This window comes from Legionella sp. 16cNR16C (assembly GCF_021297775.1).
Classification (GTDB): domain Bacteria; phylum Pseudomonadota; class Gammaproteobacteria; order Legionellales; family Legionellaceae; genus Legionella_C; species Legionella_C quinlivanii_A.
Genome location: NZ_JAJTMX010000002.1, coordinates 1 through 21,177 on the forward strand (window position 1 = coordinate 1; position 21,177 = coordinate 21,177).

The window sequence follows — 21,177 nt, forward strand, 5'->3', positions numbered from 1 at the left end:
CAATCCTTCATGGCGTATTTCCTTTTGTTGATTTTGTTCTTGCGGAACTTTCTTCAACAGGATACGCCACCTAATTTATTTTTCCATACACCAGATTCGAGCATAACTCATAACAATATCCCAAGACGCTGTAAAAACCTTAGTTTTAAATAAAGAAGAAAATTCTTTCTCTTTTGCTAAACAACAGCGATTTGTTTTTTTTCAGCGATTAAACCTTTCTCAAGAATCAACGCCTAAAGAGATTGAAAAAGCTTTTCGGCATTTGGCGAGAACCTGCCATCCAGATAAAAATCCAAGCCCAGGTGCTGAACAACAATTTAAAGAGCTCTTAGAGGCCAGGAATTTTTTGTTAAATGGAAATAATACTGCCATTATTTCAGATCCTTTATATGTTGAAAATTCACCAGGAGAATCTCCCAATTTTAAACGAAGTTACTCATAAACCTATGACGGAGTTTAATTAGTAAAAGTATTTTCTTCCTTAGCTTCATGTTCCTGCCCATGAGTAAGGATGTCGCTGACATCGACTAAAGGCTCTTGAAAACCAAAAAAATGAAAGCGAGATTTCTTCGTGATTTGAGGTTTAGATACCTTTACTTCTGGTTGAAGCTGTCGAATAGCCTCAGCTTGCTGCTTGAATGAGTGGGCAAGGTTATAGCTATCAATGGCTTTTTTATTACCTTGGCTATGACGTTCTAAATAATCCTCTGATAATGTGCCTCGCACTAATAACTCAAGCAATTCGGGATAAACGTCTGGATGGTCAGCGCTAATACTGTGTTTACTATCAAAATTGATCTCAGTTAATGACTCAGGTAATTGTTCGTACAATAAACTGGCATTTATGCGCGGTTCTGCGACATAGTCTCTCGATCCAGAAACACAGCAAATAGGAAAAGCCTGGTATAGTCCTTTATGCGCAGAAATTTTCTCCAGTAAATTAAATTGGTTGAAGTGATGACTGAAAAAGTAATTAAGCACATCCAGCGAGCAACCGGTTAGTGAGTCATACATTCCTGCACAAGAGGGGGAAGCCCAACTGAAACACCATAAGAGATTGCGGGTAAAATCAGGGTGATTCATCATCATTTGGCCAACCCACTCTTCTTTCAATTTTTCATATTTATCTGCATATAAAGGAGCCAAGCCGCAAGCAATATGCTGTTGATAATCCAATGCGTTTTGAATAGTGCCTGTCATGAGCTTATTAACTGAGAATTTTAATTCCTCGAAATCGGTGCGATAGGTATAATTCTGCTCAACATAAGTGGTACTTTGTTCAATTGCCTGATGACTTATAGGACCTACAATAGAGACAAGTTGATTTAATCTAATGGTTGAGTCTGGATCATTTATCCACTGAGGCCGACAGGGAGGCATCGACATTGCCGTCATACTCCCGAAAGAACGTCCCATTAAACGTAAATCCATTTTTGAAAGATTTAATTTTTCTTGTACTGCCTCTACGACCTGAGCAGCAATTTCAGCATAATTTTCAACATTAAACTCAGCCTCAAAATCCTTAGCCTTATCACTTCGGCCACAATGCAGAGGGTCAAATAATATAAAATGCGGAGGTTGTCGGCCTGCTTTTTTACTTGCCTTGGTCAGGCTTTCAGCCAGTTCTTCCATAGCAACATGAGTAAATCCTGGTCCGCCAGGAATAAGTAGAACATAGGGCCTGTCATCTGCTTTATTGCCTGTAACCTGGCAATAAATTTCATAGCCTTGTTTAATTTTTAATTTCTGTTTGAACAAATAGCCTGTCATCTTTATCCCTAAAAATAATGCCTGCGGACGATTAAATCATACACAAGTTTGAAAACCAAGGATTTCTACTAACAACAATAAATAATTGCTATTCCGCTTCTTTCTTCATTATTTTTTAATTTCATATAATCTCGCAGCAGATATTTTCTGTCCTGTTTTGTATGATCTTTATTACGGCAATTAAATGATTTACAATGAGGCATACTGAATTAATTGCGATCATTTTAAATATGCCTACCACTAGAGATTTACGAGATGCAATTAGTGCAGGAAATCTTGCACAAGTTCAAGAATATTTAGCGTTGCGAGATAATAATGGTGTTCCTGTTATTAATATTAATTCTGATTATGGTCGTGGAGATACAGCCCTAATCTGGGCTCTATTACAACGCCCCATTAACTTACAAATTGTTCAAGCAATTCTCGATGTGCGTGATAACAGTAATAACCCTATTATTGCAATCAATCACTTAGCCCCCCTAGCCCCAGATAGACGTGGTACTGTTTTTTCATTCGTATTACAAAGAAACATTGCACCAGCTTTGAGACGACAATTACTACAATCGCTTTTAGATGTGAGAGACGCCAATGGAGAGTTACTTGCTGATGTATCACAAGACGATTGCGAGACTCCACTTTTAAAGCAAGCACAAGAATTGGAAGATATTGATTGTTTCCGAATTTTACAGGATGTGCGCAAAACAGACGGTACCTTTGCTCTGGATATTAACGAAATTAGCGATGAGAAAACAGTACTTGATACAGCACTGGAAGATGGAACTTATTACCGGGTTAGTCAACCGATGATAACGGCAATCCGCGAGCTCGGTGGAATTAGCACGCTTGACATGACACCTGAGCAACGGCAAATTAAGATAGGGCAAAGAAAGCTTGCACAAGGGCTCGCATTATGTCGAAGACTGGATCAGTTAAGAGAACAACACGAGCACTTTCAGGTAAATACACGAAAAGCTATAGCTTCCCTGGATAATTCAATACATAGAATACAGGAAATACCAGGAATACAACAAACTGATGCCGTACCTAATGTCCTCATTCAACCTGTTGTTGCTGAAGATCAAGTTAACCAATTTAATGCCAACGCACAAAATACTCATGATCCTTCTGTAACCCATACCGCTAAAGGGAGTCTAATTGCGCTACATACGCGATATGCTGATAAATTAAAAGCCTCTGGCAAACAAGCTCTCATCCTTATTGAGCAATTGCTCCTGAATTTTGACTACAATACCCTAATTATTGATCAACGCTATACTTCTAAACAGAAAAAAGAGTTTGCGCAAGAGTTTTTAAATCTACTTAAAGTCAAGCTTACTACCGTACATTCTTATACAGGACTTACAATTGACACCATTGTAGCTCTAGTTTGGCAAGGGGTTATTGATAATGATTGCGAAGTTTTTCCAGAAGATATTCGGGTTACTTTTGAGCCCGATGCAACTACGGCCCCGGACTATCTTATTACAACAAAGAAAGCCTCGCTCGTTGAAAAGCTTATAGAAGCCGCTGTGGTTTATAAGCAAGAAGGTAGAAATTTAGATATTTGTGCAGGTGGGTCAATCCATAAATTGCTTGAATCATTAAATAAAGCTCATATTGATGTAGTCATTGTAACCGGGCAACAAGCTATTGGTTCTGCCGCAAACGACATGGCGATTTCATTGGTTGGTGTCGAATTAATGAAAAAAACTGAGGCGGAACGAGCAGATATACTATCAAACTGGGTATGCGGCAATTATGAAAGCCTAAAATTTAAGCAATCTATGGAAGCAATAATTGCTACAAAACTCAAAGAACATTTTGGGATTTTACTCACAGAGGCCAATATTAAGGAAATAACAGACAATATTGAATATTTACCACGTCCTAAACGACCTGATGAAAAACTAAATGCCTTAACTGATGAGATTGAGAATAGTGTAATTAGCGTTGGAAGTGCTGAACGAAAAGATATCGTGGATAAGCTTCATCAACAAGCCAGGGACATTTATTATGCGCAAGGGAACTACCAGGAAAAATATAATCTTCTTTTTGCCTCCTATCAGAGGTTAAAGGAGGCAGATGATTTAGTTCAACAAGTGAATGAACTTCCTGAGGAACATCAAAACGTTACCAGAAACCGAGTCACTGCTGATTTAAAGCGTCGAGTTAACCAGGTATATGATCAAACTGATTTAATCGTCCGTAACCAAATTCAAACTTACCTATGTTATTTACAAGGCTTTGATAAACTAAGTGAAGAGATATTACGTCTTGATACAGAAAAAAGTAACCAGGATAGGTTATCCATAGTGGCTAATTTAAAACAAAACATTAGCTCGATAGACTATGAGAAACCTGATTCATTGGCCAATACAAAAAACCTGATCCATGACGATTTGGAAAACCTTAAACAAATTGATAGTCTTGCAAAGCAAATTAGTCTCATACAAGCGAGTTATAAAGGGAAATCACCGAAACGGTTAGCAAGCATTAGAGAGTTAAATTCTGCGATTGATGTATGCTATAACAGATTAGCTAGTGGGGAAAATTTAAGGAATATTAAAATAAATTTAACCGAGAAAATAAATGCCATTTATAACTCGGTTAAAGAAGATCATCGAACTCAGGGTGGTTTAAGGGTGCTAGGACGCTTTCAATCTGAAAGCCGATTAATCAGACTAATGAATAACTATAGGAATCAGAATTTGGTGGGGGAAGAGGAATGTAAAGTTGTTTTTTTTCAAGAGTATAATTTTATTTTCAAAGGTAACAAAGCGGGATTTTTTAGTCGCTATAGACAGAGTAATGTCGGTAATAATTGGTCTTTGAGCAAGATTATTGAGCATGCACTTGAAGCCAATAACCGTAGCAGAGAAGCCTGTATTAATTTAGCTTGGCTAGACAGACATGGAAAATTACTTGATACCGCACCTGCACCCATAAAAGCTGCATATACTGAAAAGTCATCTTTATATTATAACAAGAACCCTTGACTGGAGCATATTAAGATGTTCATTAAGTGTGCAATTACAGATTTACCTGACTTTGAAAATCTCAGATAAGTGCTAGCTCGATGGCAATTTTTTTATAACTGGCAGCGTACTCATGGTCCACTAAAAAGAACCCTCGGCTAGCGTGGCTGTGAGCAGGGAGTATCCACTCAACAATCCATTGTTGAAATAAATTCCTTGAATACCTATGAAGCATGGGGTGTGCGCCTCTTGTATTCAAGTGGCTTAAGAGGGGAAAACATACGGGAGTTGAAAAATCATTTTCGCACATTATATCCAGAAGCTGATTTTTATGAACAGATAGTTAATGCTCTTCAAGATTTGATAGAACTCCAGAAACTCACTGTATCTGATGCTATCGAAGAGATAAAAAAAATGGATGTTGAGCAGATGATTTCTTGTTTTTCGATTGATTAGCTGAAAACCAAGTCGGAATATGAAATGAATTAATTTAAATAGGCATAAACGTTAAGATATGCTTGAATCTCCCACATTCTGGATTCGCCCATATACCAAAGCGGGTGGGGCTTCATGGCAAGAAATATTTACGTGTATAATCCGCATTTTTGTAGATCAACTGGAATCCAACTGTGATCTTAGCAACTATTATATCGCCTACCGAGTTTAATTATGAGAGTCAAAATAATTATCCTCAGATAACGAGACTTTTGTCCCAGGTATATTCTGAACAGCTACTGCATGCCCGGACAGCTTGCTTAATCGAATTGAACGAGCAATTAGTGTCGGAGCATCAAATCGAACTAATAAAAAAAACAAAGGCTCAGGTTGAGCTTTTTCTATCCTATTTGCTTAATGCACACGAGGATGGAACACTTCCATCGGCAATCAAGCTATTTAAACAAGACTATCAAGCCGGGGCCAGTCGTATTGTTCCCCTTCATCCTGATATGCCCCAAGCGAAAGCAATCAGAGGAAAGATTGCATCTTCCAAATTACCCTTTATGCTTTTTTCAAAAAGAGCACAGGAAGCTGCTGTTAAGCGCGGGGAGGTTAAGGTACTTAGATTAGAGCCGCAGAAAAATGATTATCAATGCGGTACTTATTATCCTTCTCTTTTGGAGAGAGAGCGTTGCCGTATAATTCCGTGTTCGCGCCACAAAGGATTCGTAGAAGTAAAGTTAAATAATCAGCAACAATTGGTTATTCAAAGCTTCTCAAGCCGTGCTTATAAAGATATCGCTGGAGCTGAGGGGTTTGCCATGTACGTAATGCTTGAGGACGGTAGTTTTTATGTTGGCACACGTCGTTGGTTCCCTTCTAAACCAAATGAAGAGCCTGCTTTTTTTCATTCTTCGTTGAATGAGGGTAAGCCGGTTGTTTCTGCGGGTTTATTAGCAACAGGTTCTGATGAGAATGACATAATGAGTACGGAGGCGTACAGAGTCTAAGTATAATTATGTAATCGGCGATTTTCCGATATGAGGTATAGATATTTCGTTAAGGCGCAAGTTTTCCGGAGCGTTAGGCCTTATTGGGTTGTCTCAAAGAATTAGGTTTCACTTTATTGAAACAAGTGAATGCATCATAATAAATAAAATTACAGTAGGTAGGCGCAATGTCCATTAATTTTCAAGAAGTAAAGAAAACCTCAGAAGATACTATTTTAAAGGCAGGTGGAGAAATCTTGCCCTGGTTGCCAATAATAGATTGGACTGAACCTCGTATAGAATCAGAAATTGTAGATAGAGCCTTAGTAGTGAACGCTATCTATCAAGTATTTCTTGGGGCACCAAAGGATTATATTTTGCAATGGCTTTCTCAAAATAAGCTGCTCTCCTCATTAACCTCTTATGAACATTCTATCCTTGATTCATCGAAATCTTTGACTGAAGAAGAACAAACTTATCTGTACTGGCTTTTAGAGTCTTTATGGACAATTGCATGGGCAACACAGTTAGTTCAAGAGCTACCTTTCAATCAATCGGTGGGTGATGAACTTGCCTCCTTAAGCCCTAATCTTCAGGTAGAAAAAGATGGAAGAAAGTATAAAGCTTCCATGAAGCTTAGAAATGCTGAGGAACTGTATAGTATGCGGGATCTTTATTACCGTTTGCATTGGTGGGCAAATCAGAATATTGTCAAAAATCAGCCGAGCGTTATTGAATATCCTATTATTTTCGAGAGACGAAAAACACTTGAATGGATTATGGATCGAAACAGTGATTGGGATTCTCTTGATCTTGGCTTATGAGGCTTTGAAAGAGTAAGCTCCTTGCCGCTATATGGCGGCTCCGGAGGAGGATGATAGCAAAGAGATTTTGTTGTTTGCATCGGGGATGACCGATACACCACTATCAAAAAAGCGCACTGAATTACTGGACTGAGATCTCCCCCTCGGAGGGGTAGCTTTCCCTACTGGCAACATTTCAGCATCCTCTTCATTCTCTTCGATAGCCTGTAACATAAAACGAACTTCCTCTTGAATATCCATGTGGGTTATTTCAAGAAGGGTTTCGCCTGCTTCACTAAATAAATCCGGATCAGCCCCTAGCCGCAAAAGTGCTTCAAACGTATCAATATTTCCAAAAGCCGCAGCAATGAACAATGCGCTGTAACCATTTTTCCCTTTAAAATTTAAAATAGAGTGGTCGGCTTTGATGAGGGAAATCACTTTTTCGATATCGTCATGTTCTGTGGCGTACAGAAGTTCATATCCTTTAATTATTTGTAGCATCTCAGATGGTCGAGGGGCGATATCCTTCGCTGTCTTCCCACGTTTGTTTTTAACAAACGGGTTTGCACCCATCCTTAATAAATATTCCACAATACGCTCGTTTTGCCTGTTGACTGCAATAATGAGCGCAGTGTTTCCAGAATAAGCTGATTGATAATCAATCGCAGCCCCAGATTCCAATAGCTCATCAATCTTCAATGGCGCTGAATCAAAATGAGTACCTCTTCGAGTAGCCGTAAGCTAGATCTTTCTTCTGGTGGCAGCACTTCCAGTCGGTATTCATTCTCTTTCTTCTTTAGTAAGGAGTGAATTGTCGATTCGGGTACTGCGAAATCACTTGCAATCTCAGAGTTAACATTTTGCAGCAGCGGATCCGCTCCCTTGTTAAGTAAATAATTAACCAGCTGTTCGTTATTAGACACTGCGGCATAAATTAAAGCGGTTGAGCCAGTTATTTCATCCTGAAAATTAATATCAACGCCATTTTCTAAAATAGCCATGATTTTAAAAAGGGGAACATTTGGTTTTGAAGCTGCGCGATGTAGTTTATATTCATAGGTATAGTGGCTTCTATCAACGCGTTTAGGATAGTTTTTCTGCTTCTCTTTGATAAGGCTATGCAGACTTGTCCCTTTTGAAACTAGCCGTTTTGCAGGAATTCTATTATGTGAATAACCAGATGTATAGGCAAAGGGATTGGCATTATATTGTTTCAAAAATAATTCAGCCAAATCAAATCGTTGGCTCATAAGGGCTGCAATAAATGGGGTCTCTTTTTCCTCCTTTCCTCTAAGATTGATAGCTGCTCCAGCATCAATTAGGGCTTTTACAATTTCGAGGTTAACGTTGGATTCGGTATTTTTGATATGCCGGATTAATCTATCAATATGTTTCGAATGCCTTTACGAATAGGTCCAGTGCACCTAATTTAGCTGCATTAAATAATTCAGCCTCCTCTTTGCAAAAGGGATAATCCCTGTATTCCCACGAAGCAACTTCCCGAGTGCAGCTATAATCTGACTGCATAGCCTTATAAAAGATTTTTCTGTAATCCACGTTTTCTTCGTTGATAAGCGGGGGTAAATGATGGGGAAAATATTTTTTTAAATTGTTCTTCCATAGCCAATTATCCGTTGTTACTCGATGAAATAAAGTGGAAACATGGTGAACTGAGGGCAAGTCGCCTGCTGGCAAATATGAAAAAATATGTAATAGTAAAGATTCAGGAAGCTCATCAAGTAACATAGGCATTGCTTTCTCGCTTAATATTTCGATCCTCATCAGATTGCTGGTTGATATATGAAACATCACTTCATAGAATTGCATCCGATAAAGGTCAATTTAATTTTAAGATGCAATAATAACATAAATTGTGAGCAAATAAAAATCTATTTGGCCTGTCATTGTCATGGTTGGTCTATCTTTGTTCTCTCGTGATCAATTACATTGTCCCTTGCGCTTGCAGGCCAGGTCGTTCATATGTGGTGTCACTCAACTTGTTTAAGGTGTTTAAATTTGAAACCATGTCGGAACAAGATGAACTAATCAAAACAACAAATTGCGAAGATAGGACAAAGGGTGGCGATACATAAAAGAGCGCATAATTGTTTTTGAGACGGGCTGTGGATGACCCGCGTTGGGCAGTTCGTGAATACGCACATCCGGACGATGATTAACTTCTATAATGACTCCACCGGTTTCCACAATGGGCTGGTTGATATCCTCGCATTCAACATCGATTCCTGTCAGCTGCAGATTGAGCTGTTCGGCAACCTGAATCATCAGTTGCCGATTTTCGCGGCCTATTTCTTTGCCCAGGGATTCATAGCTTCCTCCTCTGGTGCCGTTAGACGTGTAAGCTAAAACTATCCGCTCATCCTTTGGAGGAATATAATCCAGACTGATATCTAGCTCCTTAAGTCGAATCATGCATTCATCGTCTGCAATGATTGGACCCAGATCAGGATTTTCTAAAGCCTCTCGTTCGATGTTTGCAGCATCAATTAATTCTTTGATAGTATGACTGCCATTGCCAATAACATTTGCCGGGTGGCACAAAACGACGCCAATGACTTCTTTATTGAAAACCAGCACCCGATAGGATTTTAAATTCCCGTGAAATTCTTCAACCAAGAGATGATGGTGTAGAGAAAATATGCGGACCAGATGACGGTTTAATTCCTCAAGAGACTGAATATTACAGAGAACATCCATTCCCAGCGAACCAGTAAGCGGTTTTATAACCAGTGGAAAATTTAAATCAGCGATTCGCTCATTGAGCAGATTATTTTCAAAATCCTCAAGATTCAAATAAGCGGCTTTAGGAACTGGAATGCCGGCACTTTCCAGCAAAGTGTTTGTGTAAAATTTATTGATTGCGATTCTTGCGCTGCAGCTATTGTTAAAAGGGGATTCATTGTAAGAAAAATGGTAGTGGTGTTTTCCCAGCACCACTTCAAAGCCATCAATTTCTTCTCTCAATATTACAGGCAGGCCCAGAGCCTTTGCGCTTAAAAAAAAACGCTCCGTATTCGGATGAATGATAGTTCCCTTAATGAAATTTATAGTAACTCCCCAGGTACGTCATCCTGAACGGAGTGAAGGATCTCAATCTGCTTAGAGCTGAGCCAGATTCAGGAGATCCTTCACTGCGTTCAGGATGACGTACCAGAGGGGTTACAATTTATATCAATCATCATAATTTAGAAGAGTTGTCTATTTCAAGCGTCTTTGCTGTTTAACCAGCTCATCAACTACTTCATTAAAACGGCAGGCGATCTCTGCCATGCATTCGGCTGTTAAAGGGCCATTGATTGACAATTGATAGTCTCCCTTGGCATTTCTCGAAAAGTAAATCCATAAATTCTGATTGCCGATGGGGCGGTTGAGCCCTCCAAAATAACTGGGATAGCTGTAATGCAAATCGGCAAATTTTGTGTCTGCCACTTCTTTGCCAAAGACGCTGGCTGTCATGTTGATAAGTACTTTCAGACCATCAGGTTTCTGCAAAGGCAGCTTCCATCCAAATAATTTATTAAGTTTTATTTTAAGCCGGCTGCTTTTCTTTAATAAGATGCTCTGGCTTAAATAATCCAGATAGTAGGGTACAAGTTTTTCATTGATTACTTCATTAAATGACTTGCCAAGAAGCCATTTATTCCACCAAAAAATAAGCTGCTTGCTTATTGAGAAGTTAGATCCATTTATCCCTGTATTTTTAATAAAATACGAACACCTCTGGAAAGGGGCAGTTTTTAAAAGTTCGGTTTCCACCGCTTTGATGCGATCAATAAAAGAAAGATTATCCTCATAACTTAAGTTGATACGTTTATACTGTGAAAACAGACCCACAGTGGATTTATATTGACTGCCTTCACGACCGGTATGAATGAGGATAATGGGAATTTTTTGCTGCTGGCTCATTTGATGAAATACCATCTGGCAAATTGCAATAAGCCCTGAACTGATATTCAGATTATTCGCTGCATGCCATTCAACGATTGAACTTATCCCTGGATTGATTGTGTAATGATTCATGTGTTGAGGCCGATAGACTGCGGCGTCTGGCAAATGATGATGAGCGCCGAAATACAGGTAATTGCAATCCTGATTGTATTCCTGCCAAAACGAAATTTTATTATCTAAATCCTTCTGATATTGGAAATTATTATTTTTAACATAATCTAAAAAGGATTTTTTCTCAGGCATTGGAACCAGCGACTTCCCTTGGGAAAGCGCCTCATAACAAGCTCTGAATTCAGCGAATACAATATCGCAGGATGCATCATCAACAATGATATGTGGTAATACCAGATGTAGTTCATGTAAGTCATTATTCAGCTTATAAAGATAGGCTCGAACCAAGGGCGGATGATCCAGCTCAATAAGCCGCATGGTGTTGTTGTAAAATTCCTGGCTGAGCAGATTGGATTCATTGTTTAAAGAAATATCTTTATAAATCAATCTGAACTCCCCCCGTTTTTCCAGAGTCTGAGTGGGAACTGATTGATTGAACTGAAGCCAGAATGCAGCATGCTGATTAACAACAAAATCCAGCGCACGGTTGACATAATCCTTATTCAACCTGCCGTGAAGTTGCAACTGCATGGACGTGTTATAGCCATAATTCAGTTTATTGATTGCCCAGAAACTAAACTGGAAATCGCATAAAGGGACTTCTTCTCTGAGCCATTGCGTATCCTCAGCAGGTGAATCAGTCTGCTCATAAATTAGCTGCAATTCCCGGGCGATATTTTCGGCAATTTTTTCAATACTTGGATCATTGATGAAATATTCAATCGGTATACTCAGGTTTGGGCATTGCAATTTATCATGAATACGATTGCGAATTTCAATGGACATCAGCGAGTCTACCCCAAGTGAAAACAGAGCACTCTGAGGTCGAATTTGTCTTGCGTTATCAAGTGCTAATACATCAGCAGTGATTTCACATAATACCCGACTCAGAAGACCAGTGCGCTCAGCATGACTTCTCTGACGTAAGGCATTAAAAAAATATTGAACAGGTGGTTTGTTTTTAGCAAAATCCGAGAGTTCAACTTGTCTTGCCGAGTGTTTTAAATAAATGTCCCAATGCACACGACAAACGGCGATTTGAGCTAAATCGGTATTTAGCAAGCAATCAAGGACATTCAGATTTTCTTTTTCCAGAGGGATGAAGCCGAATTGCTGCAGGCCCGGGGTCAGTTTCGCCGTCATACCCTTCGCGTTAAAGGGACCCCAATTGATCGATAATCCCGGCAGTCCCTGCTGTTTTCGAAAATGAGCCAGGCCATCTAAAAAACCATTGGCAGCGACATAGTTTGCCTGCCCACGGGCGCCCAATAAGGAAGCAGTCGAGGAAAACAACACAAACCATTTCAAGGGCAGCGATTGGGTGAGTTGATGCAGGATCAAAGCACTGTCCATTTTAGAACTCAATACCGTCTGTAGATCTTCATCGCTCAAATTAATAATTAAACCATCTCGTACTATCCCGGCAAGATGAAATACCGCAGTTAATGGCGGGTATTTTTGCTGAATTTCATTAAATAATGCGTACATTTGCTGGTAATTGCTGGCATCTGCCTGATAGTGCCTGATTGTAACCTGCTTGAATCGGGCAGCTTCAATTATATTCTCTGTCGCGGGCGAGCAGGGGCTTCTGCTGGTAATAATTATATGTCTGGCGCCTCTTTCAATGAGATAGTCAATCAGATCGGCCGCAATAGCCCCGGTGCCGCCAGTAATCAGGTAACTGCTTTGGTTGTCGAATATCTGTTCTTCATGCTCAATGTGGCTGCTTAATTCTTTTCTTTTGATTCGAGGCACATATACGCCTTCCCGCAGCGCAAACTGATTTTCCTCGCCTGGATTCAGCAGATAAGGTAAAGCCGACAATAAATCGCTCTTGTCATCCAAATCAATAGTAAAGTTGCGGTTCAAATCCCATTCATTTCTAAAGCTTCGCCAGAATGCGTTCGCCATACTGTGATAAGGATTTACTTTTTCTCCATCGTGAATGCTATGTGCGTTTTCAGTCAGCAAGAGGAAGCTTTGCGGGCGGGATTTAAATAGCTGCTGGCAGCAATGGACGAGTTCATAAAACTGACCTTGCTCATATAGGAAAATGATATTTTTATCAGTCAGGTTCATCAGCTGACTGACATTGGAAAACAATCGGTATTTAATATCGCCCAGCAGTTGGACTGCTTTTTGTGGATCACTGGCAATCACTAAATATTCTGGCAATTCTGGAACAGAGTTTATCGGAGGCAATTGATGCCACTGGGTTTCATAAAGATTTTGCAGCATTACTTCTTGTAAATTCAGATCATTTCGTGAAATGGGCTTTAACACAAGCCCCTCCAGGCGGGCAATCAGCAAACCGGAATGATCATACAATTTGATTTCAATAACGGGGTCTTTCCCGGCAAAGTCTTTTTGTCTGACAAGATGTGCCCAAACACTTTTTGGCGCTTCCTGAAAACTGGTCATGCGCGAAAATGAGCAGGGAAGATAATTTCCCTCGCTAATTAAGAGAAGCCTGGCCGATTGCATGATGCCATCCAGCAATGCAGGATGATAATAATAGCCATCATTGCTTTTATCAAAGCGAATCTCTGCAAGCAGACTGTCCGCGTTGAAGCGCAATTCTTGCAGCACCTGGAAGGACTTACCGTAATTTTGTGATTGCTGCTTAAATTTGTCGTAGATTTGCTCGGGCTGGTAATGCTGAGTATATTGCGATTTCAGATGCTCAAGATCAATTTGTTCAGGAGTTTCCGACTCGCTTGCATGCAAGCTCATTGTGGCAAATAACTGCCACTGCTCATCTTTTTTGACGAAATGCCTGATATCAAAAGAATTATTGTCAGCTGGTTTTACCTGAAACTGCAAATCAAGGGTCTGGCCAAGGGCCAGATGAGACAGCATATTAAACTGCTCGATACAAAGGGCGGACTCTTTGAAAATCAATTTAGCCGCTGACAGGCCGCATTCGATGCTGGCCGCGGCAGGAAATATCGTTTTGCCAAATAATTGAAATTGATCCAGAAACCCTGAAAACTCCAGACTGGTTTTCTGATTAAAGAGAAATTCATTATCCGGAAGTGTCAGCATTTGCCCCAAAAGTGGATGAATTTGTTCCACATTCAAGGCGCGGTCATTTTTTTTGTCTGCCCAATATTCATTACGTTCAAAGACATAGTGAGGTAATTTAACCTTTATGAACTCAGCGTTCTCACCATGATAAAAAGAAGCCCAATCGATGGTTTTACCCTGAAGATAACTGAGCAACAGATTTTTCAACAACGGAGTTGTTTCCTCCAAATGCCCAGTCTGATTTTTCCAGGAATACAGAAGCTGGCCATCGCTAATCTTTTGAGCGGCTTCAACAGGATCTTTGGCAACCAGAACCAGTCGATAGGCATAATGCTCACGGCAAGTCGCCGCTGTGAAGCAGATATCTCTGAATTGAGCTGAGGTGGTTTTCAGAAACTGCTGATAGCGCTCAGTCAACTTCTCAAGTGCTGTGGGAGATTTTGCCGACAAAATCAAAGCATATGACTGTAAACTTTCTGAAGCGCCTACAAAAACTTTCTCCGGGAATTCCTGAAGAATGACATGGGCATTGGTGCCGCTAAAGCCAAATGAATTAACCCCTGCATATCTTAAATGGCCAGAGCTTTTCCAGTCCAATGTCTGCAAAGCGATATCAGGATTCCTGACTTTGATATTCGGGTTTAAATGCTTAAAATTCAGATGCTTGTAAATTTTTTTGTGTTGCAGGCCAATCACGGTTTTAATCATGCCGGCAACGCCTGATGCCGCTTCAAGATGGCCGATGTTCGTCTTGACACTGCCAAGATACAGGGAAGAATCACGGCGCTCCTGGCCATACACGCTATGAATGGCATGCACCTCAATGGGATCACCCAGAGGGGTTCCTGTACCATGCGCTTCAATATAACTGATGTCCTCACTGGCCAGACCTGATTGTTGCAGGGCTTTTAACATTACAGCTTCCTGGCTTTTGCCATTAGGTACGGTTAAACCTGCTGCCTTCCCATCGTTATTGACTGCCGACGCTTTAATCACCGCCAAGATAGTGTCTTTATCGCGAATCGCATCTGCCATACGTTTGAGTAATAGAACGCCGCAACCCTCACCGCGGGCATAGCCATCGGCTTCGGCATCAAAAGTCTTGCATTGGCCGTCTGGCGATAATGCATTGGCTCTGCATAGGGTGACATTGGATTCAGGCATCAATAATACATTTACGCCGCCTGCCAGGGCATAGTCAATTTCATGGCTTTTCAGGCTGGTACAGGCATAATGAATAGCCACCAGCGCCGAGGAACAGGAGGTATCGATACTTAAGGATGGGCCTTTAAAGTCAAAAATATAGGCAACTCGTCCTGGAATCAGGTTTAATACATTTCCGGTAATCGAAAAAGTGCTTAGTTCTTCATTCGAAAAACCGGATTTTTCAAGGCTTGCATAGTATTCATTAGGTCCTACACCCGCAAAGACCCCGGTTAGACTGCCGCGTAAGGATTCAGGGGGATAATTGGCATGTTCCAGTGCTTTATAACTGCATTCCAGAAAAAGACGCTGCTGGGGATCCATCAATTTGGCTTCACGCGGGCTTATTCCAAAAAAACTGGCGTCAAAGCCTTTTATATTCTCGATTAATCCCATTTTACTGACATAGGATTTACCGGGGGCATTTCGATTCGGATCATAATATTTTCGATTATCCCAGCGCTCAACAGGAATATCCTGGATGCCGCTTAAACCCTGCTCGAGCAGGGCTTCAAATGCGTCAAGATCAGCCGCTTTGGGAAAAGAGCAGCTCATGCCAATAATGGCGATATCATCCTCTTGCGGTTTCATCTCAGTTTGAATCAAATGATCAATTGTCTGAGCCCCAAGCTCGCTATGGATGTACTGAGCCAGTTTGGTGATTGATGGATAATCAAAGCCGATGGTCGCCGCAAGTTTCAGCAAAGGTTCCAGCTTTTTCCTTAATAAGCTTGCCAGTTCGGTCATCATTAAGGAGTCAAAGCCGATTTCAAAAAAACCTTCATCCTCATCAAGAGGTTCCTGTGCAGAAATTTCCAGAATTTCCCTGCAGACGTCTGTGACCAGGGCTTTACAGCTTTGCAGGCGTTTATCCTCGCTGCATTGAGCATAATGTTGAAGCCATGATGAGTGGCGGGGTTCGCCTGATGGAGGTTCTTTTTCATCCGCTGCCTGTTCAAGTGATTCCGCCAAAGCCTGATAGAATAATGGGCGGGGCTTATGCACAAAATCCAGCATGAATTGCAGGTATTGAGGCGATATAACTGTCAGCTGTTTTAATCCGCTATGGAGCAGGGTTCTGATAAATTCCTGTCCCTGGGCATTGCTGATTAAAGATTCTTTTAATCCCTGATCGCGGGCCCGTTTGATTGACATCCCGGCTTCCCCCCAGGGGCCCCATTGAATGGCGATACCAGGTAATCCCAACTGCCGCCGATAGCTCATTAAAGCATCCAGAAAACTGTTGGTGGCGCTGTAAACCGATTCTTTATTACTGCCAAAAACGGAGGAGATAGAGGAATATCCAATAAAGAAATCCAGATCAACGTTCTGACTTAGCTCATGCAGATACCAGCTGCCTTCCACTTTAGCGGAAAATAAATAATCGACATCGGCATTCTGGTGTTCAAGTAGTGAGGCCTTTACAGCTGCCCCGGCGGCATGAATAATTCCTTTTAACATACCATCTTTATTGAGCTCAACAAGCAATTGTCTCAGTTTTTCCCTGTCGGTGATATCCAGACTGATTGTTTTAATACTGGCATCGGGATAATTCAGCTGAATGGTCTTAAGCCTTTCTTCAATACCTGGTTTTTCAGGATTTCTACCCAGAAGAATTAATTCCCTGGCTCCGCTTGCCAGTAAGGCCTTAGCACTTATGAGACCCAAGCCTCCCAGTCCGCCGCTAATCAGATAGCGAGCCTTAGGATTCAGATTGGTTTTTTCATCAGGGAAGGGTATTTTCTTTAGCCGGCTTATCAAACGCTTTCCCTGCCGATAGGCAACCACATGCTCATAGGAGCCGTCATGATTATAATAAATTTCATCCACTATCCGGGGGATATCCAGTTCATCGAAATCGATAAGAATGCTCTCAAATTGCGGTAATTCCAGTGTGAGGGTTTTGCAAAAACCAGCAAGAGGGCTGTTAGCCAGATTGGGAGCGCCTGCAAATTCTGCAATGCCATTATGACTGAGCACAATCAACTTTAAGTCAGCATGCTTTGCGTCAAGCTCTTTGACTAGATTCAGGAGCTGTTTAATGTTGTTTTTCTGAAATTCTAATAGCGAATGAATGTCATCCATTGGTATCGACTGCAGGCTTGCAGCGAAAATAACCCCATCCAAATCTTCCAGAGAATAATTTTCTTCCGCTTGAATGATATTTAAGCCCTGGTTTTCAAAACCGGATGCTAATTCAGAGGCTCCTATTAAAAGCCAGCGTTTGCGGTTCTGACCGCCATTCTGTTTATTGAGGGCCTGGGGCTGCCATTGCAGTTGAAAACACCAGTCATCAGGGATTGCTGTGTCTGCTGAAGTGTTCTTATTCTCAAACCAGTATTCCTGCCGATCAAATTCATAAAGCGGTAAATTGACCTTTTCAAATTGAATGTTCAGCGAGTGGTAATACGCTTGCCAGTCGAAGGTCAAACCTTCCTGCCAGGCCGTTTGCAGTTGATCAAGGCTCTGCGGTTGAGAGCGAGTTACTTCTTCTTTTTTAATCGGATAAATCATGTAAAGACGTTTTCTGATCAGGGTTGCCGCCTCAGCAGCGGTACTGGCGCGAAGAATGGTTCTGAATAGATAGTGACCGCGGCAAGTGGCCGCCGTATAACAGATATCGGCAAACTCATCCCTGGTATCCGATAAATATTGTTCATAGCGAGCGATAAGTAATTCGAGTGATTCCTGGCTTTTAGCGGATAAAATCAGGAGAAATTCCTGGGAAAACGCTCTTTTTTCAACAGCGCGTTCCGGAGCTTGTTCAATTACGGCATGCGCATTGGCGCCGCTAAATCCAAAGGAGCTGACGCCTGCCCGTTTTAAATCCGAAGTATCAGGCCAAGGCATAGTTTCTAAGGGTATAGCAGTATTTTTAAGTTCAATCTCAGGGTTTAGCCTTTTGAAGTTTAAATGCTTAAACAGACGTGCATTCTGTAAACTTAAGACTGTTTTAATGACACCCGCGACACCGGATGCGCTTTCGCTGTGACCAATATTGGTTTTAACCGAGCTGACATACAGCGGATGCGCCTGACTGTGTGAAGAGGAAAAGACTCTGGTCAGTGTATTCATTTCAATGGGATCGGCCAAGGGGGTACCGGTTCCATGGGCTTCAATGTAATCGATTGACTGAGGATTGAGTTTTGCCTTGGCCAGCGCGCGACGGATAACCTCTTCCTGAGCGATGCCATTTGGAACAGTAAACCCACCACTTTTACCGCTGCTGTTAGTTGCGGTGCCTTTAATCACCGCCAGAATAGTATCATTGTCTTTCAGGGCTGCCTGTAAGGGTTTTAAAATAATCACTCCACAGCCCTCACTTCGCGCATAGCCGTCGGCATCCTCGCTAAAGGTTTTACAGCGGCTATCGGGTGAGAGCATTTTGGCTTTGGATAAGGTAATATTGGAGTTAGGGGTTAATATGACGTTAACACCTCCTGCTATCGCCATGCTGCAGTCGCCCGCCTGCAAGCTAAGACAGGCATTATGAATAGCAGTCATTGAAGACGAGCAGGCGGTATCCACCACCTGAACCGGGCCATGTAAATCAAAGGCATAAGCGACTCGTCCGGCTAAGGCATTCAATACATTGCCTGTAGCGAAATAGATGTTCAAATCTTCGAGCCCAAGGCCTGCGTTTTCCATAATTCGCGGGTATTCGTTGGTACCAATCCCTACGAATACTCCCGTTTTGCTGTTTTTGATGAGGTCAGGAGAGAGGTTGGCATGTTCCAGCGCATGATAGCTGCACTCCATAAAAATACGCAATTGCGGCGACATGAACTTGGCTTCGCGAGGGCTGATATTAAAAAAATTGGCATCAAACTGTTTAATATTATCGAGTAAGCCAAGCTGCTTAACGTAGAGTTTTCCGGGGGTTTCAGTATTTGGGTCGTAAAATTTGTTATTATCCCAACGATCCAGGGGAATGAAATCCATCCCGCTTTTACCCTGTTCGAGAAGGGCAAGAAATTCATTAAGATTGGGCGCTTTGGGGAAACGGCAACTCATACCAATAATGGCAATGGGTTCATCTTTTGATAATTGCGGTGCAATCGCTTCAATCGCATGCGGTTCATGGTAAAAATGTTTTTTGTCGAAGCAATACAGCGGTAAATTAACCTTGTTATAAGCAATATTTTCCGGGGTTTTGACATTGTGGCCGGCCATAAATTGCTGGTAAATGGCTTTCGGTGTATCAAGAATCAGCCGGTCTTTTTTGACAGCAACTTTTTCTATCGCATAATGGGCTGATTCAATCGCACGCACGAGTTCCTGTTTATCGCTGGCCAAAATAGCACAGCGAAATTTATAATGATTGCGGCAGTTTATTAAACTAAGGCAAATATCGTGTAAATTGTCGCTGCTGTTTTTCAGAAAGTCAGGGTATTGTCTGAGCATCTGTTGTAATGAATTTTCGCTGTTAGCGGAAATAACAAAGCATTCCTGTCCTTGCTCATCTGTTATCTGCTTTGGCCGTTCTGGTGCTTCTTCTATTAAAAGACTTACATTAGTGCCGCTGAAGCCAAAATTGGTAACCTGAGCGATTCGTTTTTTATGAGTTTGCTTCTTATATGAAACGGCGGTTATTGGAAACAGCGCTGGAATTATTTCTCGATGGATTGCTTGATTCGGATTTGAAAAATGCAGGTTTGGTGGAATGTGTTCATGTTTTAAGGCATAGATCACCTTAATCAGCGAGGCAAGTCCTGAACAGGAAATGGTATGGCCGAGATTGCTTTTTAATGCGCCTACGATTAATGGCTTGGTTTCTGAATGATGGCCTTGGTGGACTGTTTCGATTGCTTTGAATTCTACAGTATCACCCGCGGTAGTCCCGGTTCCATGCGTTTCAATGTAATCAATGTCTCCTGGAGTTATTGCCGCGTCAGCGAGAACAGCCTTGTGCATGGCGATTTGCGCTTCCACATTGGGAGAAACCATGCTGATGCCTCCTCCATCCTGGTTCATCACCAGACTTTTTATCACGGCATGGATGGTATCCCCGTCTTTTATCGCATCACTAAGTCGTTTTACAATCACCACTGCAGCACCTTCGCTGCGTACATAACCGTCTGCCTGACTATCAAAACTGCTGCACTGACCGCGGGCAGAGAGCATATTGGCTCGTGATACGCCAATAAAATTTTCCGGACAGAGATTCAGATGGACTCCTCCGACAATCGCCAGCTGACATTGTCCTGTTCGCAGTGCATTCGCCGCGAGATACAAGGCGGACAATGAAGAGGAGCAGGCGGTATCCACGGCCATCGCCGGACCTTTCAGGTTCAGATAATGGCAGAGTCTTCCCACGCTGGCACTTGCGGCCACGCCCACAGGGGTATATTCATTGAACTCGATTTGGTCTTTAATGTTTAGCTGATTGTATTCATGGGTAGATAGCCCGCAATACACCCCGGTGTCTGAACCCGTGAGTGTATCAGTGCTGATATTGGCATGATTTAAGGCGCGAATGGCCACTTCTAAAAAAAGGCGGTGCTGAGGGTCTATTTGTTTCGCCTCAACTGGCGATATTTTAAAAAAATCGGCATCGAAAAGATAAGGATCTTCTAAAAACCCGCCTTTACGGCTGACGATTTTATTAGTTTTATTTCGATCGGCATCATAATAGGCGTCAATATTCCAGCGATTTGGTGGAACCTCTTTTATTGGCGTTTGGGCTTCCATCAACATGGCATGAAACGCCTCACAATCTTCAATATCAGCATTCATGCCTGGGAACAGGCAATTCATCCCGATAATAGCAAGCGGTTCACTTAAATTAGAGTCTGATTCCACACTTTTATCCATTTTTACCACTGATTCATGCTCCGAAACGCTGATCAACCGCTATAATCGCAAAGAGATGCGATAAACAAAGTATTCAGT

At 41.6% G+C, this 21,177-nt stretch carries 11 protein-coding genes; 5 read left to right on the forward strand and 6 right to left on the reverse strand.

From position 1 onward, the window contains the following. Positions 1-115: 115 nt before the first annotated feature. Complete coding sequence (locus LXA66_RS15895) at positions 116-442, forward strand: J domain-containing protein (protein ID WP_370637228.1); 327 nt, start codon at positions 116-118, stop codon at positions 440-442. A 14-nt stretch (positions 443-456) separates the two neighbouring features. Here the strand turns inward: LXA66_RS15895 and LXA66_RS04130 are convergent, their stop codons facing one another. After that, the gene (locus LXA66_RS04130; protein WP_233012062.1) at positions 457-1,770 is read right to left on the reverse strand and encodes an alpha/beta fold hydrolase; all 1,314 of its coding nucleotides are present in this window, start codon (positions 1,768-1,770) and stop codon (positions 457-459) included. A 194-nt stretch (positions 1,771-1,964) separates the two neighbouring features. Here LXA66_RS04130 and LXA66_RS04135 point away from each other — a divergent pair, with 194 nt between their 5' ends. From LXA66_RS04135 to LXA66_RS04150, 4 genes are all read left to right on the forward strand, one after another. After that, the gene (locus tag LXA66_RS04135) at positions 1,965-4,766 is read left to right on the forward strand and encodes a hypothetical protein (protein WP_233012063.1); all 2,802 of its coding nucleotides are present in this window, start codon (positions 1,965-1,967) and stop codon (positions 4,764-4,766) included. Positions 4,767-4,961: 195 nt separating this feature from the next. Then, positions 4,962-5,201: a hypothetical protein gene (locus LXA66_RS04140; RefSeq protein WP_233012064.1), complete on the forward strand. Its 240-nt coding sequence runs from the start codon at positions 4,962-4,964 to the stop codon at positions 5,199-5,201. A 323-nt stretch (positions 5,202-5,524) separates the two neighbouring features. After that, positions 5,525-6,193 carry a hypothetical protein gene (locus tag LXA66_RS04145; protein WP_233012065.1) on the forward strand — a complete coding sequence of 223 codons (669 nt, stop codon included), beginning with the start codon at positions 5,525-5,527 and terminating at the stop codon, positions 6,191-6,193. A 167-nt stretch (positions 6,194-6,360) separates the two neighbouring features. Continuing rightward, positions 6,361-6,996 carry a DUF4272 domain-containing protein gene (locus LXA66_RS04150; protein WP_233012066.1) on the forward strand — a complete coding sequence of 212 codons (636 nt, stop codon included), beginning with the start codon at positions 6,361-6,363 and terminating at the stop codon, positions 6,994-6,996. Positions 6,997-7,023: 27 nt separating this feature from the next. Here the strand turns inward: LXA66_RS04150 and LXA66_RS04155 are convergent, their stop codons facing one another. The 5 genes from LXA66_RS04155 to LXA66_RS04175 form a co-directional block, all read right to left on the reverse strand. Then, complete coding sequence (locus tag LXA66_RS04155; protein ID WP_233012067.1) at positions 7,024-7,677, reverse strand: ankyrin repeat domain-containing protein; 654 nt, start codon at positions 7,675-7,677, stop codon at positions 7,024-7,026. Then, a complete protein-coding gene (locus LXA66_RS04160) occupies positions 7,674-8,228 on the reverse strand; it encodes an ankyrin repeat domain-containing protein (protein WP_233012068.1) in 555 nt (184 codons plus the stop codon). Before LXA66_RS04160 ends, LXA66_RS04155 begins: the two co-directional genes overlap by 4 nt. Before the next feature lie 133 nt (positions 8,229-8,361). Beyond that, positions 8,362-8,730, reverse strand: coding sequence for an F-box protein (locus tag LXA66_RS04165; RefSeq protein ID WP_233012069.1), 369 nt, complete (start codon positions 8,728-8,730; stop codon positions 8,362-8,364). 294 nt (positions 8,731-9,024) lie between these two features. After that, entirely contained in the window at positions 9,025-9,960 is a 936-nt protein-coding gene (locus LXA66_RS04170) for a UDP-N-acetylmuramyl peptide synthase (RefSeq protein WP_233012070.1), read from the reverse strand. A gap of 234 nt (positions 9,961-10,194) precedes the next feature. Then, entirely contained in the window at positions 10,195-21,099 is a 10,905-nt protein-coding gene (locus LXA66_RS04175) for an SDR family NAD(P)-dependent oxidoreductase (protein WP_233012071.1), read from the reverse strand. Positions 21,100-21,177: the final 78 nt, after the last annotated feature.

Coding starts and splice junctions, on each gene's coding strand:
- LXA66_RS04175 (WP_233012071.1), bottom strand. CDS start 21,099: ATGGATAAAAGTGTGGAATCAGACTCTAATTTAAGTGAACCGCTTGCT.
- LXA66_RS04165 (WP_233012069.1), bottom strand. CDS start 8,730: ATGCCTATGTTACTTGATGAGCTTCCTGAATCTTTACTATTACATATT.
- LXA66_RS04130 (WP_233012062.1), bottom strand. CDS start 1,770: ATGACAGGCTATTTGTTCAAACAGAAATTAAAAATTAAACAAGGCTAT.
- LXA66_RS04135 (WP_233012063.1), top strand. CDS start 1,965: ATGAGGCATACTGAATTAATTGCGATCATTTTAAATATGCCTACCACT.
- LXA66_RS04160 (WP_233012068.1), bottom strand. CDS start 8,228: ATGAGCCAACGATTTGATTTGGCTGAATTATTTTTGAAACAATATAAT.
- LXA66_RS04150 (WP_233012066.1), top strand. CDS start 6,361: ATGTCCATTAATTTTCAAGAAGTAAAGAAAACCTCAGAAGATACTATT.